Here is a 15,076-nt window from a genome sequence, read left to right on the forward strand (position 1 = left end):
AGTCTGCGGATACAGTACCGCAGCCTCAGGGGCTGCTTTCCGCTCGCGGTGTGGGCCAGAAAGACGGGCGGCCAAAGTGGCCCTCTAAATTTCGGCTTGCGGGGCGGGGGCAAGTACCTACGCGCGCAACGAATGCGCGCTCTCCGCCCGTTTTCCATCCTGCCCAGGCGCGGAGGCTAGGTCTCTTTTGGCGGAAATGTGGCTTAGGGCCACGGAGGCACGTTTAGATCGCCGACGTTGCCCTTTTAGCGTAGCTGGGGCGAGCGACGGACAAGGCGCAGCCCTCTAGCGCCCCACAGCGAGCTCAGCGGCCCATTGGAGCGCAACGATCAGCCTCTCGTCCCCGAAGACATACACATCGAAGGGGGCGGGAGGCGGACCACATGCTCTCACCCCTTGTTCCTGTATACATTTAGTGACACTCCCTCCGAACTTCTCTCCAGCGAGTGGACTTCATGGCGAACTAGCTTACGCTCAAGTCCTTCTTTTTGAGCTCAAGCGTCTGGTGTGTGGGGAACACAGCGCGAACAGAGTGAGGCGTACTGACACCCTCCATCAGAATCATCTGCTATCTACAGCCCGTCTGTTGCCAGGGATTCAGCCGGCGAATACCTTTGCTATGAGAACGATTGCATGGGCGGAAACGCACATTCAGACGAAAGGATGCGCGAGCGTACTTAGGTAAAGGCGCAGCAACGGTGGACGGAAATGGCACGCACTACGATTGAAGATAAAGCACTGAGATTGCTCAATGCTTTCGAACGTGCAGGGAGAACGGTGGGGCGTGTCACTGTCGACGGTCGTAAGATCGAACTTGTGTTGGCGGGTGATCAACCTGGTGACGAATTTGAGGGGATAGATATGCGCCATGGCAAAACGTGAGCTTCCGAAGCATGTCTATCGGCAACGCAACGGCATCTATTTTCAGCGCCGTGGTTGGCCTTCTCAGAAATTTCAAAGCGAATTCGGAACGCCAGAATTTTGGCAGGAATATGCGGCGATACTTTCTCAGAAGGATGGCCCGCGTACAGTTATCTCTCGCAACTTCGGGGCGCTGATTGACGATTATAGGAAATCGCCCAGGTATCGAAACCTGAAACCCCGTACTGGTTTGGACTACGACAAACATCTCGACTTCTTTCGCGAGATCATGGGCGAGGCGAACCCGGCCAAAATGCAGCGCAAGGATGTGATCCGAATGCGCGATGCGAACGCCGAAAAGGCCTATTTCGCCAACTACTCACTTCGCGTGCTCCGGGTTCTGATGGAACACTGCGTCGACCTGGGGTGGCGAGACAACAATCCTGTTCGTGGGGTGCCCGAGCTGAAGACCGTCAAGAAAGAGCGCGAGCCGTGGCCGCAGGAGTTGCTGGACACCTATCGCGACACTTGCGCTCTGGGCACGCGGGAACGGCTGGTGATGGAGCTCTGCGTCGGGACGGGGCAGAGGATCGGCGACGTCCTGGAAATGCGTTGGTCCGACATTCAGGACGGCGGCTTCGTGGTTCGTCAGAACAAGACCGGCAAAGAACTCTGGGTGCCAATCCTGCCGGAGCTCAAGATGGCATTGGACGCGGCCAAGCGGAATTCGGTCTTCATCCTGACGAATGAGCGGGGAACCAACCGTTGGTCCTATCGCGGGGCCTCTGCTGCCGTCAGAAATGTCAGGGAGCGCATCGGAGCTCTCGACTACGATATCCATAGCTGGCGGTACAACGCGGCCTGTGAGCTTGTGGAGGCGGGCTGCAATGATGACCTGGTAGCCTCTGTGACGGGCCAGAGCCCGGCTATGGTGCTGCACTACACAAAGAAAGTGCGCCAGAAGGTTAGGGCGCTACAAGCTCAGCAGCAGCGCACTAAGCTGACCCGTTGAGGTCATCCGTCATTAGACCTGCGAGGGTCCGATAATTTTGAATATCTAAATAGGGATAAATGATGGAAAATTTTTTCGCTGCGGTCCTCACGCTTGTGTGGGTGGTTGTCGTGATTTGGGTGTTTTGGCAACTGTACATCACAGTGCCAAGCACGATGGCCAGTTCCCGGCGGCGCAGCCCGGCGGCATGGGTTGTGATTGGTTTCCTCTTTAGTCCCCTAGTGTCGATAAGTCTGCTCTTCATGCTCGGAAATGCAGACTAGGCGACGTCCAAGGCTGGCCAAGCGAGGCCCGAGAGTCTGCCATCGTGGGAACAGAACAAAAACAGAATGTTTAGACGAATGTTTAGACTTGCGTCACCGCGTCAGCACGAAACCCGCTAAGTCATTGAAACCGTTTGGAGGCGAGTACCGGAATCGAACCGGTGTACACGGATTTGCAATCCGCTGCGTCACCACTCCGCCAACTCGCCTCGGAACGGTTCGCGTGGACTAGCCGATCTTGGCGGGTCCTGCAAGCACCTAGGCGCATCGCTGCAACGTTTTGCAAATTTGTGAAGGGCGATTAAGCCTTTGCGCAGGGTTGCCGTTGCCGCAAAGCGAAGTTTGTGGCATGACCGCCGCAACAGAATTCGAACGGACAATTGCTCTATGACCGATTTCGCAGCGCGTCGCGTCATGATGGTGGACAATCAGATCCGCCCTTCGGACGTCACCAAGTTTCCCATCATCGACGCCATGCTGGCCGTCCCGCGTGAAAATTTCGTGCCGGGCGACAAGAAGGAAGCGGCCTACCTGGGCGAGAATATCGACCTGGGCCAGGGGCGCGTGGTGCTTGAGCCGCGGACGCTGGCCAAGATGCTCGACACGGTCGACATCCAGCCCGACGAACTGGTTCTCGATCTGGGCGCGGGCTCGGGCTATTCGGCGGCCGTCATGGCCCGCATGGCCGAGGCCGTGATCGCGGTCGAGGAAGACACCGCCCTGATCGCCGACGCTGAACAGGCGCTGACCGCGGCCGGGGCCGACAATGTCGTCCTGGTCGAGGGCAAGCTGACCGAAGGCGCGGGCGAACACGGACCCTATGACGTGATCGTGGTGGAAGGGGCGGTGGAACACTTGCCCGAAGGCATCACCGATCAGCTGCGCGACGGCGGCCGGATCATTGCCCTGTTCGCCGAAGGCCGGCTGGGCGTGGTCCGCGTGGGATATCGCATAGATGGAAAGATGACATGGCGCTTTGCGTTCAATGCAGGTGCCCCGGTTCTGCCGGGGTTTGAAAAACACCAGGCATTCACGCTCTGACCATAAAAAGCCGGAAAACGGCACAAGAGGCAGGCAGATGAGCAGACAGAAGAACAGATTGAAAATCGCGGTGGCGGCCCTGGCCGTGACGGCGTCCACCGTGCTGGCCCCGGTCAAGGTCACGGCCGAGACGCTGGCCGATGCCATGGCCGCGGCCTACAAGCATTCCGGCCTGCTGGAACAGAACCGCGCCCTGCTGCGGGCCGCGGATGAAAACGTCGCCCAGGCGATGTCGGCCCTGCGTCCGATCGTCGGCTGGTCTGCCGACCTCAGCCGGACCTATTCCATCGGTGCCTCGGCCAGCACCGGCTTTGCCGAGGTCTCGTCGCAGTCCACCGCCGCCTCGATCAACCTGACCACGCAGATCGTTCTGTTCGACGGCGGCCAAAGCGCCCTTGGGGTCGAGATCGCCAAGGAATCCGTTCTGGCCACCCGCGAAGGTCTGACCGCTGTGGAACAGCAGGTCCTGCTGCGCGCCGCCGTGGCCTATCTGAACGTCCGCCGCACGTCCGAATTCGTCGCCCTGCGTCAAAGCAACCTGCGCCTGATCACCCAGGAACTGCGCGCCGCGCAGGACCGGTTCGAGGTGGGCGAGGTGACCCGCACCGACGTGTCGCTGGCCGAGGCCCGGCTGGCCGCCGCGAAATCCGGCCTGGCCGCCGCCCAGGGTGACCTGGCCCAGGCCCAGCTGGAATACCTGGCGGCCGTTGGCCACAAGCCCGGCGCGCTGACGCCTTCGGGCGCGCTGCGCAACCTGCCGCGGTCGCTGGATGCGGCTGCCGCTGCGGCGCTGCGCACCCATCCGTCGATGGCCCAGGCGCGCCGCCAGGTGACCATCGCGGAACTGCGCGTGCGCCTCGCGGACGCGGCCCTGTCGCCTAGCGTGTCGCTGAACGGGTCCCTTGGGCTGTCGGACACGCTGAACACCGCTGCCCACGGCCGGTCGGCCACTGTTGGCATCGGCGCGTCGCAGACGATCTATGCCGGCGGGCGGCTCAGCTCGCTCCAGCGGCAGGCGATGCAGAATCGCGATGCCGACCGGGCGAACCTGCACGTTGTCTCGCATAATATCCGTCAAAATGTCGGCAATGCGCTGGCCACGCTGCAGGTTGCGCAGGCCTCGATCCAGGCAAGCCAGCAGCAGGTGCGCGCCGCCCAGGTGGCCTTCCGCGGTGTCCGAGAAGAGGCGACGCTTGGCGCCCGGACGACGCTGGACGTGCTGAACGCCGAACAGGAATTGCTGGACGCACGGGCAAATTTGATCTCGGCACAGGTTGACGAGTTGAGCGCAGGGTATAATCTGCTCGCCGCGATGGGAGAACTCACCGCACAGAAACTGAAGCTCAAGGTCAGAATCTACGACCCCGCAGGCTACTACAATCTTGTGAAGGATGCCCCGGCGGGTCGGAGCGAACAGGGTCAGAAACTTGACCGTGTTCTGCGCAGAATCGGAAAAGAGTAAAATCCGCCGTATCCATTGAGTAGAAACGCCTATCGCGTTACCTTGACGCTAGGCAAATCGGCGGGAATACCATGTCAGATCCTGTAACCAATGTGCAGATCGAGGATGTTTTGTCCTCGATTCGGAAACTCGTATCCGAAGAGGTCCGGGCCCAAAGCCGGGATGTCGTCGCCGAGGCGATTCCAGCACGCGTTGGCAGACCTGGCACCAATGGCACGGCACAGACGGGCGAGGGGGCGGACAAGGCCCCGACCGAAGGTACTAAGCCCGATGGCCGTCTGATCCTGACCCCGGCGCTGCGCGTGGACACGCCCGCGCCGGTGGAACCGCTGCATGATGACCAGGACGATTCGGAGTCCTTTGCCGATCACGGGGCCGATCATGGCACCGACCAGATCGCCGAAGCCCGGTTCGTGCATGCCGAACCCGAGGATGAGCCCCGCGCCGAAGCCGACCTTCTCAGCCTGATGGACCGCGTCCGCGCAGCAGGGGCCAAGGCCGCCACGATCGAGGAAAAGCGCCCCGCGGGGATCTCGGCCGTGTCGCGGCCCCAGGCAGGGGCACCGTCCGAACCAACCTCGCCCGAGAACGCGATCGAGGCGGCGCTGGCCGCGCTTGGGTCCGACCCCTTTGACGGCGGGCGCGATGCCGATGCCGACGATGCCGCCGACATGGCTGATGTTCAGCCCGTCGCGGAAGACGCCACCGCAAAGGACCGCACTGCACAGGACGACACCGACGCGCAGGTCACGCCGCTGTCGATGCCGGCCTCGATCCTGAACGACGACGAATGGCTGGCCCAGCTTTCGGCGCTTGGGCTGACCCGCAAGGCGGCCGACCCGGACGAGGTCATCGCCACCGCAGCGGCCGCCCTGGACGAAGAAGACCTTTCGGACGAGGATATCGAAATCGGGTCCTACGCTCGCAGCGCCGCCCCGGCCGAGGACGAGGGCGACGACATCGTGCCGACCTTCCTGCGTCATCAGGGCATCACCACCCTGCGTCAGCGCGTGACCGAGGTCGAAAACGTTGTCACCGAACACGGCGGCGACTGGGAACCCGAAGCGGACGAGGAAACCGACGCCGCCCCCGGCCCGCAGGCCGGCCCGGTGCCCTGGATCGACGACGAGGACCTGGACGAGACCCGCAAGCCGGTCTTCGGTGCGGACGCCGACGATGACATCTGGGCCGTCGATCCGATCGACGATCCCGATCAGGCGGCGATGGATGTGGCTCTGGCCCCGGAAGCAACACCCGACATTGCCCCGCAAGCCCCCGCAGAAACAACCGCCCGCCCGGCCATAGAGACCGCGTTCCTGGCGCTGACCGCGAAACAACGCGCAGCCGCCGACGCGGACCGGCCCCCCATGACGGTGGTCTTCGATTCCGCCCGCCGCGCCCAACCAGCCGAACCTGCCGCGCCAGAGGTTGCAGCGTCACCGGTGTCTGATGCCGCTGTCGAACCGACGCAATCCGCGCCTGAGACTGTTGAGGCCGACACCCCGACCGAGGCCGAACCAGCCACCGACTGGCAGGACGTCGCGGATCAGGATGCCTTGGACCAGGAAGCCCTGGCGACCGCCGACCGCGAGGCCCTGACGGAAGAGCCGGTTCTGCTGGACGAAGACATGCTGCGCGACATGGTATCGGAAATCGTCCGGCAAGAGCTTCAGGGTGCCCTGGGCGAACGCATCACCCGCAACGTGCGCAAGCTGGTGCGCCGCGAAATCCACCGCGCGCTGGCGTCCTACAACATCGACTGAGTGTCTCTATGAGACGCGCACACAGGGCCCCACTGCGGGCCCTGTTTTTGTTTCTGCGTCATGTGGAGCGCCCTAGTGCGCGTCCTGTGGTTCTGGCTTTTCCTGTGGTTTCCGCAGGCTCGGTACGGAAGATGCGCAGCGGGATTTGGGGGGCGTGCCTGATGCTTGCGAGGACAGGCACGAGCCCATTCGCCAACGACTTGTCATCCTTGGAACGAGCTGACGACATCCTCTAGCGGACTTGGGGACCATGCGAGGGGAGGGGGACTACACAGGTGGCTTCCGGTGCGGTCATCGCGAGAGCCAGTCCGCAACTTTAGCCGTCGTCTGATAACGCCGAGAGGGGACCACCCTGCGGGCTGGCGCGACCTTGGCGAGCTGCGCAACGACATTGCAACGGGCCGCGTCTTTGCGCCCTACAGGGGCCGTTATCCGGCCTCTGGGCCGTCCCGGAGGGCTGCGAAGGCCCGTAGCCCCAGACCGCCCGCCCGGACCCTCAGCGCGCAACAGGGGCGGCGATGTCCCAGAGCGCGTCCAGGTCGATGTGCTGCGCCACATGGGCGGCCAGGGCGTCCAGGACCTCTTCGACGCCCGCCTCGTAGGACAGGCCCGAGGCCGCGCCCATCCGCGCCAGATCCGCCGCCCGGAATCCATCCGAGGCATAGAGCCCATGCAGATAGCAGCCGCGCACCCGACCGTCGGGGCTGGAGGCCCCCTCGGGCGTGTCACCGATGCGCAGCCAGGCGCGGGCGCAATCCGGCCCCGTGGTGCGGCCCAGGTGGATTTCATACCCCTTCAGCGCCGCGCCGCTTTCGGGATGCACCGCGTCGGTCAGGGTGACCCGTTTCGCCGGCGTCATGACCGTCTCGATATCCAGATGGCCAAGGCCCGGGTGACGTCCCGGCCGCCCCTCGATCCCCTCCGGGTCGTCGATCCAGCGCCCCAGCATCTGGTAGCCGCCGCACAGGCCCAGCACATGACCGCCGCGCCGGATATGCGCCGCCAGGTCGATGTCCCAGCCCTGGGTGCGGAAATGTTCAAGATCCGCGATCGTCGCCTTGGACCCGGGGATCAGCACCATGTCGGCATCGCCGGGCAGGGGGCGGCCGTTCGGGATGATCTCGACCTGGACGCCGGGTTCCGACGACAGCGGGTCGAGGTCGTCGAAATTCGCGATCCGGTTCAGCTTGGGCACGGCGATGCGGAAGGGGCGGTCACCCTGACCGGCGGGGCCCGAGCCAAGGTCGAGGACATCCTCGGCCGGCAGCCGCCAGGCCTGATCGAACCAGGGCACCAGCCCAAGCGCGGCCCAGCCCGTCCGGTCGGCGATTTCGCGCATGCCCTCGTCGAACAGCGTCGGGTCGCCGCGAAAGCGGTTCACCAGGAAACCCTTGATCCGCGCCGCATCCGCGTCGGCCAGCACCGCCTGGGTGCCGACCAGCTGGGCAATCACGCCGCCCCGGTCGATATCGCCCGCCAGCACGACCGGCACGTTCGCGGCTTCGGCAAAGCCCATGTTGGCCAGGTCGCCCGCGCGCAGGTTGATCTCGGCCGGGCTGCCGGCCCCTTCGATCACCACCAGGTCGACGCCTTCGGCCAGGCGGTGGAAGCTGTCCAGGATCCGCGCCATCAACGCCGGTTTCTCGCGCGCATAGTCCCGCGCGGACAGGGTGGCATAGCGTTCGCCCTGCACGATCACCTGCGCGCCGGTGTCCGTCTCGGGCTTCAGCAGCACGGGGTTCATGTCGGTGTGCGGGGCGATGCGGGCGGCGCGGGCCTGCAGGGCCTGGGCGCGGCCGATCTCTCCTCCGTCGTGGCTTACGGCGGCATTGTTCGACATGTTCTGCGGCTTGAAGGGCGCGACGCGCAGCCCGCGATCGGCAAAGGCGCGGGCGATCCCCGCCACCAGCAGGGATTTCCCCACGTTGGACCCGGTGCCCTGGATCATGAGTGCGCGCGTCATCCTGTCCCCCGCCTGCGTGATAAGGGCCCCGTCTTGCCGACATGGGCCCATCTGCCTTGCCAGCGGTTTGAGCATAAAAAAACGCGCCCCGAAAGGGCGCGTCTTTTTCTGGTATGGGCCGCGATCCCCGAAGGGATCAGGCCCATGCGTTATGCAGCGTCGGCTTGTTCCGCTGCGTGGCGGCGTTCGCTTTCTTCGCGCGACAGCGCGACCGAGGTGCGGACACCGCGGGACACGAACTCCATCAGGCCCGAAACGACACGTTCGTTCGGGTCGATGCCGGCGCAGCTCAGAACTTCGCGACCGTCGCGGGACCGGGCCCAACGTGCGATCTGTTCCGGGCCGTTTCCGTATTTCTTGTCATCGGCAATGGCATCGTCCAGGGCAGCCAGGACGACGGCAGCGAACAGTTTCCGCGAGCGGTTGCCCTGTTCGTTGTTGAATGCGGTGCCGTCAACGAAATCTTTCATATCTCGACCTTTGTTATTGCTCTTGCGATTAGGGCGTGGCGCCGTTTATGGCGATTTTGTGTCGATTCGGGTGGGCAAGTTTTTCAACCCTGTTATGCAGCAGATGCATATCTAATCAACACATTTCCCGTCGCGTTCCCCCAGGTGTCAGGCCCGCGCAAAGCTTGCCAGATACCAGAGGGCCAGATATAGGACCGCGTTGACAAGGATCAACCCGGATAGGCGGTATTTGGCATGCCAAAGATTAACGGAAACGAAATTCGGCCCGGAAACGTGCTTGAGCATAACGGCGGTCTCTGGGCGGCGGTCAAGGTCGACCACGTCAAGCCCGGCAAGGGCGGGGCCTTCGCCCAGGTCGAGATGAAGAACCTGCGCAACGGATCGAAGCTGAACGAACGCTTCCGGTCTGCGGACAAGGTGGAACGCGTTCGCCTGGAACAGAAGGACATGCAGTTCCTGTTCGAATCCGACGGCGTGCTGACCTTCATGGACACCGAGACCTACGACCAGGTCGAACTGCCCGCCGACCTGCTGGGCGAACGCCGCCCGTTCCTTCAGGACGGCATGACCATCGTGGTCGAATTCCACGAATCCGAGGCGCTGAACGCCACCGTGCCGCAGAAGGTCACCTGCAAGATCGTCGAGACCGAGCCGGTCGTGAAGGGCCAGACCGCTGCCAATAGCTTCAAACCCGCGATCCTCGACAACGGCGTCAAGGTCATGGTGCCGCCCTTCGTGGGCCAGGACGAAGACATCATCGTCAACACCGAGACCATGGAATATTCGGAACGCGCCTGACGTGGTCCGGCCCCGGTGCGGGGCAGGGTTCTGAACCATCATACATGGAAAAGGCCCCGGAGCGTCTCCGGGGCCTTTTTCGTTTGAACCTGACCGGCGCGGTCTAGTCTGGCGCGCTCACTCCGGCACGGTGACTGTCGCGCCTGCGGCTTCCATCCCGTCGCCGATCCGGTCGAACCGCAGATAGGCCAGCGCGCGGTCGCCCGCACGGCTCAGCAGGGTGCCGACCGGCTTGCCATCGCGCAGGATTTCGGTCCCGGGGGATGCGTCGCCGTCGACATGCACCAGCCGCAGGCCTTTGCGCAGTTCGGTCTTGTGCTTCATCCGGGCGGTGACTTCCTGCCCGACATAGCACCCCTTGCGGAAATCGACGCCGTTCAGCCGTTCGAACCCCATCTCCAGGATATAGCTGTCGGGCCCAAGGTCCCGGCCGCTTTCCGGCACCAGGTTTTCCACCTGAAGCGCGGTGAAATCGCTGCCGTCATCGCCGCCCTCGGGGCCATACAGCCGCCAGCCAAGCGCAGCGCTGCGCGGGTCCGTCACCGCGCCTGTGGGCGCATCGCCGGTGCCCCGCCGGACTGACAGGCCGGTCTCTTCGATCGTCACGTCGGCGCGCAGCTTGTACATGGTCAGGCGCTGTTTCAGCATGTCGGCCCAGACCTCGGCCACGTCCAGCAGCACGCCGTCGCCGTCGGCCACCAGGATGAAATCCGCAATCAGCTTGCCCTGGGGCGTCAGCAACGCCGCATAGACCGGCCCCTTGGACAGCTTGCCCAGGTCGTTCGTCACGAGGTTCTGCAGGAAATCGCGCCAGTCGGCCCCACCTAGACGCAGGATACGGCGGGCACCATCGGGCTTTTCACTTGTCATTCGTCTGCTCACTTTGCATGGCTTCGGGTCAGATATAACACTCCTGACCGCGGACAAAACCATGCGCGCCCCGATCTCTGTCATCATTCCCACGCTGAACGCAGGCGCGGCGCTGCCGGGCTGCGTCGCGGCCCTGATGGAGGGGCTGGAGGCCGGGCTGATCCGAGAGGTCATCGTGACCGACGGCGGATCCACGGACGACACCACAGCCATCGCCGATCAGATCGGGGCCGAGCTTGTCACCGGCGCGGCATCCCGCGGCGGGCAGCTGCGGCGCGGCTGTGCGGCGGCGGCGGGCGACTGGCTGCTGGTGCTGCATGCCGACACGCAATTGGCCCCGGGGTGGACCGATGCCGTCGCCGATCACCTGGGCCTGGACGCCCCCGCAACCTTCCGGCTGGGGTTCGATCAGGGCGGGGCAGGGGCCGCGATCACCTCGGCCTGGGCGAACCTTCGTACGAGGCTGTTCAACCTGCCCTATGGCGATCAGGGGCTGCTGATCCGGGCCGCACAGTTTGAGGCCCTGGGCGGCTACGCAGACATCCCCCTGATGGAGGATGTGGACCTGGCGCGCCGCCTACCAAAGATCACCCCTCTGCCGGTTACCGCCCGAACAAGCGCCGCCAGATACGTCCGGGAAGGCTGGTTGCGCCGGGGTCTTCGGAACCTGACCCTGCTGCTGCGCTATCGGCTTGGGGCCGACCCGCACGCGCTAGCGCAAGCTTATCGGCCGTCATCCCGTCGGTCCTGAACTGCAGGTCATGCAGCCGGGCGTATAGCCCGCCATGGGCCAGCAGATCCTCGTGCGTGCCTTCATCCACGACGCGGCCGCGATCCATCACCACGATCTTGTCGGCCTCGCGCACGGTGGACAGGCGATGCGCGATCACCAGAACCGTGCGACCATGGCTCAGCCGGTCCAGCGCGTCCTGCACGACCTTCTCGGATTCCGCATCCAGGGCCGAGGTCGCCTCGTCCAGCAGCAGGATTGGCGTGTCGCGCAGCAGGGCGCGGGCGATGGCCACGCGCTGACGCTGCCCGCCCGACAGGTTCGACCCGCGCGGCCCCACGGGGCTGTCCAGGCCCTGCGGCAGCTTGGGCAGGAAATCGGCCACATGGGCGGCCTTCAGGACCTCTTGCAGGCGCTCTTCGCTGACGTCGGTGCGGCCCAGCAGGATGTTTTCGCGCAGCGTCTCGTCGAACAGGGCGGCGTCCTGTGACACCACCGACATCAGACCGCGCAGGTCGGGCAGGGACATCCTGTTCACGCCCACGCCGCCGATCTGCACCTGGCCCTCCTGCGGGTCGACCAGACGGGTCAGTAGGTTGAAGACGGTGGATTTCCCCGCGCCCGAGGCCCCGACCAGCGCGGTGGTCTGCCCGGCCTTGGCCACAAGGTTCAGCCCGTGCAGCACCTGGGTGTCGCCATAGGACAGGTTCACACCTTTCAGCGCCACGCCCGGCACGCCCGTGGGGGCGGGGACAGGTTTGGCGGGGGACTGGATGGTCGGCACGACCTCCATCAACGCGCGGACCCGTTCGATGCCCGAGGCCGCGACCTGCCAGACGCCCGACACCGTGCCCAGACGGCGCAGCGGTTCAAAGGCAAAGCCGATGGCGGTGAAGAAGGACATGAATTCGCCCACGGTCTTCTCGCCCGAGATGATCTGACCGCCGCCAAAGATCAGCACGCCCAGGAAGCCGACCCCGGCCATCACGTCGATCAGACCGGGGATGGCGGCGGTGCCCAGGGTGGCGCGGACCTCGGCCCGGACCAGATCGTCGGTCAGCCCGGCGAACCGGTCGGACTGATAGCGTTCCAGCCGGTTCAGCTTGACCGGGACCATGCCGTGAAAGACCTCGTCCAGGCGGGTGGCCAGACGTGCGCCGAAATCCCGCGCCTCGCGCGACCGGCGGCGCACGAAGCGCTGCACGATGATCGAGGGCAGCACCAGGATCGGCGCGCCGACCAGCGCAATCAGCGTCCAGCGCCAGTCGACCGACACCGCGACCCCCATCAGGATCACCAGCGCCACCGCATCGCGGCCCGCGCCCGTCAGGATGGCGTTCCAGACATCGTTGATCGAGGTCACGTCGCTTTGCACCCGCTGGATCAGGTAGCCCGGCGGATGGGTCTGGTGGAACACCCCGTCCTGCCGCATCAGCCGCGCCAGCAGGTCCTTGCGGATCTCGGCCGAGGAGGTCTGGGAAATCCGCGCCAGCAGCACCTTCTGCGCCACCGAGGCCAGCGCCCGCAGCACGAAGATCGACAGGATCGCCGCGCCGACCCAGCCAAGCGCTCCGGTGTTGCCCTGGATGAAGACGTCGTCGAACATCGGCTTCATCATCCACGACAGCGCACCCAGCATGGAGCCTTCCAGCGCCATGAAGACCAGCGCCGCCAGCATCCACCAGATGTGCCGGTGCAGATATCCCCGCCACAGCCAGGTCAGAAGCCCGCGTGCGTGCTGGCCTCCGTCCGTGCTGGCGGTGGTCTTGTCCAGCTGGGGGATCGCCTGATCGGGCTGGGCGGCGGGCGTCTTGGCACCCGCAATCTGGCTTTGGTCCTGGGCTGTCTCGCTCACGCCGCGGCCTTTCGTGTCAGGTAGGATCTTTGCATGTCCTGGTGATCGTACTCGCTGCGGATCCAGTCTTCAAAGCTGATTTGTCCCTGGGCCAGCCGCGCCTCGTAGCAATCCAGGATGTGGTCCAGCACCCCGGTCTTGGTCCATTTGAAATGGATGTAGCGCGGGCTCAGCATCCTTCGGGCCTGGGCGACGGTTTCGCCCTCGTAAGTGATCAGCCACAGCGCGGCGGCCAGGCCGGACCGGTCGGCCCCGGATTTGCAGTGCATCACGAAGGGTTTCTCGGCCGCGCGGAAGGCATCGAAAAGCTGCAGGAAGAAGTCGCGCGGCGGGGCCATGCGGGCCACCATGTTCACGTCGATCATCCGCAGCCCCAGGGCCGCGCAATCCTGCTGTTCGATCAGATAGGGGGCCCCGCCATTGGTGCCGCGCAGGTTGATCACCGTGCGGATGCCAAGCGCCTTCATCTTCTCAAGATGCCGCCGGTCGGGGTGGTTCGACCGATAGACCCCCGGCGCGACCTGGTGGAAATTGGACCACAGCTTGCGCAGGATCCCGTGGTCGAAATAGCTGGTATAGAACTCGGCCCGTCGGCGCAGGGCGGGTGTGTCCGGGGCCACGTTGAAGGAATGGCGAAAGGCGCGCTCCTTCTCTTTCAGTCTTTGAAACAGGCCCATGGCGATGCCTCGGCTTTCCGGTTGATCCCTGATCCGGGATCAGCCCGGCCCGCCCCATGTAGGCGAGCGGCGGGCGCGGGGCAAGCGATCGCCCCTAACGGCGCCCCTGACCGCGCCCCTAACCGCGATTGGGCAGCGACGGGGCGACGGCCCTTGCGATCGCCCGCGCCTCTTGCGCGCTGGCGGCCAGCTGACCGGTGGAAGACGCGAAGTAAGAGCAGAAGAACAACCCCGGCTCGGGCGAGGGCGCGCCGCTGACCAGGGGATGCCCGTCATCGTCCAGCGCCGCGCAATGCGGCCCGAACAGCGGCCGCAGATCCGAGGTGTAACCGGTCGCGGCGATGATTGTGTCGAAGGGATGCACCGTGCCGTCGGTAAAGGCGACGCCCGCGCCGTCCAGCCGCGCGATCCCCGGGGCGACACGGATGCGGCCTTCGCGGATTGCGGCCAGGGCCCCGACATCGATCATCGGGATGCGCCCGTCTTCGGCCACCATGGTCGCCGGACCCTTTTCATAGGCGTTCAGCCCGTATTCCTCTGGCCGGCCGACCTGTCGGCGCAGGATCGGCGCGGTCAGGCGATCCGCCAGCCGGGGGCCCAGAAGCCGCGACATCAGCCCGAAGGACGTGATGGGCATGCCGAACAGTTCCTTCGGCAGGATCTGAACCGGGCCGCGCACCGACAGCGTGACCTCGCCCCCCGCATTGGCCAGGTCCAGCGCGATGTCCCCGGCGGAATTGCCGAAGCCCACCACCAGAACGCGCTGACCACGGTGAGGGCTGGGGTTGCGGTAGTCCTTGGAATGCAGGATCGGCCCGTCGAAATCGCCCGGCCAGTCAGGCACCTTCGGCTTGCCGTTCAGCCCCGTGGCCATGACCAGCGTCCCGGCCTCTTCCGCGCCCTGGGAATGGGTGACCCGCCAGACCGGCCCTTCGCGGCGGATCGACAGGACCTCGTGCCCGAACTTGGGCTTTAGGCCGTGGTGTTCGGCATAGGCGTCAAGATAGGCGATCACCGCATCGCGCGACGGATAGCGCCCGGCGCTTTCGGGAAAGGGCAGGCCGGGCAGACCCGAACGCCCCCGTATCGTATGCAGGGCCAGGCTGTCATAATGGCTGCGCCAGCTGGACCCGACCGTATCGGCGCGCTCCAGGATGACCGGGCGGGCCCCGACCTTTTGCAGGCAGGCCCCGACGGCAAGCCCGGTCGGACCAGCCCCCACAACGATCACCTGCTTCATGACAAACCCTTTCACCAATTGTGCGTCAGGACACACGCTGAGGTCGCATCTGTCAACGCCGCCGCCGCCCG

Annotated in this window: 12 protein-coding genes, 1 tRNA gene and 1 pseudogene; 7 read left to right on the top strand and 7 right to left on the bottom strand. The window is 65.0% G+C overall.

Annotated features, from left to right (window positions below; genetic code table 11):
• Nucleotides 1-708: 708 nt before the first annotated feature.
• Entirely contained in the window at nucleotides 709-882 is a 174-nt protein-coding gene (locus BMX99_RS19620; RefSeq protein WP_170848796.1) for a hypothetical protein, read from the top strand.
• Nucleotides 869-1,873, top strand: a complete 1,005-nt coding sequence (locus BMX99_RS02680; protein WP_093446884.1) for a tyrosine-type recombinase/integrase — start codon at nucleotides 869-871, stop codon at nucleotides 1,871-1,873. Before BMX99_RS19620 ends, BMX99_RS02680 begins: the two co-directional genes overlap by 14 nt.
• A gap of 398 nt (nucleotides 1,874-2,271) precedes the next feature.
• Here the strand turns inward: BMX99_RS02680 and BMX99_RS02690 are convergent.
• Nucleotides 2,272-2,345: transfer RNA gene (locus BMX99_RS02690), tRNA-Cys, on the bottom strand.
• A gap of 178 nt (nucleotides 2,346-2,523) precedes the next feature.
• Between BMX99_RS02690 and BMX99_RS02695 the strand changes: the two genes are divergently transcribed.
• From BMX99_RS02695 to BMX99_RS02705, 3 genes are all read left to right on the top strand, one after another.
• On the top strand, nucleotides 2,524-3,177 hold the full coding sequence (locus BMX99_RS02695; protein WP_093446891.1) for a protein-L-isoaspartate O-methyltransferase family protein: 654 nt from the start codon (nucleotides 2,524-2,526) through the stop codon (nucleotides 3,175-3,177).
• 37 nt (nucleotides 3,178-3,214) lie between these two features.
• Nucleotides 3,215-4,639, top strand: a complete 1,425-nt coding sequence (locus BMX99_RS02700; RefSeq protein ID WP_093446894.1) for a TolC family outer membrane protein — start codon at nucleotides 3,215-3,217, stop codon at nucleotides 4,637-4,639.
• 71 nt (nucleotides 4,640-4,710) lie between these two features.
• Nucleotides 4,711-6,402: a hypothetical protein gene (locus tag BMX99_RS02705; protein ID WP_093446897.1), complete on the top strand. Its 1,692-nt coding sequence runs from the start codon at nucleotides 4,711-4,713 to the stop codon at nucleotides 6,400-6,402.
• A 496-nt stretch (nucleotides 6,403-6,898) separates the two neighbouring features.
• On the opposite strand, the gene BMX99_RS02710 is transcribed toward BMX99_RS02705, so the two are convergent.
• Together BMX99_RS02710 and BMX99_RS02715 are read right to left on the bottom strand one after the other, a co-directional pair.
• A complete protein-coding gene (locus BMX99_RS02710) occupies nucleotides 6,899-8,365 on the bottom strand; it encodes a cobyric acid synthase (RefSeq protein ID WP_093446900.1) in 1,467 nt (488 codons plus the stop codon).
• A gap of 149 nt (nucleotides 8,366-8,514) precedes the next feature.
• On the bottom strand, nucleotides 8,515-8,835 hold the full coding sequence (locus BMX99_RS02715; RefSeq protein ID WP_009805987.1) for a DUF6280 family protein: 321 nt from the start codon (nucleotides 8,833-8,835) through the stop codon (nucleotides 8,515-8,517).
• A gap of 234 nt (nucleotides 8,836-9,069) precedes the next feature.
• On the opposite strand from BMX99_RS02715, the gene efp reads away from it, so the two are divergent.
• Nucleotides 9,070-9,633: an elongation factor P gene (efp, locus tag BMX99_RS02720; RefSeq protein ID WP_093446903.1), complete on the top strand. Its 564-nt coding sequence runs from the start codon at nucleotides 9,070-9,072 to the stop codon at nucleotides 9,631-9,633.
• 117 nt (nucleotides 9,634-9,750) lie between these two features.
• On the opposite strand, the gene ygfZ is transcribed toward efp, so the two are convergent.
• Nucleotides 9,751-10,503, bottom strand: a complete 753-nt coding sequence (ygfZ, locus tag BMX99_RS02725; RefSeq protein ID WP_093446906.1) for a CAF17-like 4Fe-4S cluster assembly/insertion protein YgfZ — start codon at nucleotides 10,501-10,503, stop codon at nucleotides 9,751-9,753.
• Between the two features lie 61 nt (nucleotides 10,504-10,564).
• On the opposite strand from ygfZ, the pseudogene BMX99_RS02730 reads away from it, so the two are divergent.
• Nucleotides 10,565-11,170 (top strand): annotated as a pseudogene (locus BMX99_RS02730) (glycosyltransferase); the annotation flags it as partial.
• Here the strand turns inward: BMX99_RS02730 and BMX99_RS02735 are convergent.
• The 3 genes from BMX99_RS02735 to BMX99_RS02745 all read right to left on the bottom strand — a co-directional run bounded on the left by BMX99_RS02735 (nucleotide 11,106) and on the right by BMX99_RS02745 (nucleotide 15,005).
• Entirely contained in the window at nucleotides 11,106-13,007 is a 1,902-nt protein-coding gene (locus BMX99_RS02735; RefSeq protein ID WP_409371765.1) for an ABC transporter ATP-binding protein, read from the bottom strand. The pseudogene BMX99_RS02730 and the gene BMX99_RS02735 sit on opposite strands and share 65 nt — an antisense overlap.
• 77 nt (nucleotides 13,008-13,084) lie before the next feature.
• Nucleotides 13,085-13,765 carry a tyrosine-protein phosphatase gene (locus BMX99_RS02740; protein WP_093446912.1) on the bottom strand — a complete coding sequence of 227 codons (681 nt, stop codon included), beginning with the start codon at nucleotides 13,763-13,765 and terminating at the stop codon, nucleotides 13,085-13,087.
• A gap of 118 nt (nucleotides 13,766-13,883) precedes the next feature.
• The gene (locus BMX99_RS02745; RefSeq protein WP_093446915.1) at nucleotides 13,884-15,005 is read right to left on the bottom strand and encodes a flavin-containing monooxygenase; all 1,122 of its coding nucleotides are present in this window, start codon (nucleotides 15,003-15,005) and stop codon (nucleotides 13,884-13,886) included.
• Nucleotides 15,006-15,076: the final 71 nt, after the last annotated feature.

The organism is Pseudooceanicola nitratireducens, assembly GCF_900109195.1.
GTDB classification, from domain to species: Bacteria; Pseudomonadota; Alphaproteobacteria; order Rhodobacterales; family Rhodobacteraceae; genus Pseudooceanicola; species Pseudooceanicola nitratireducens.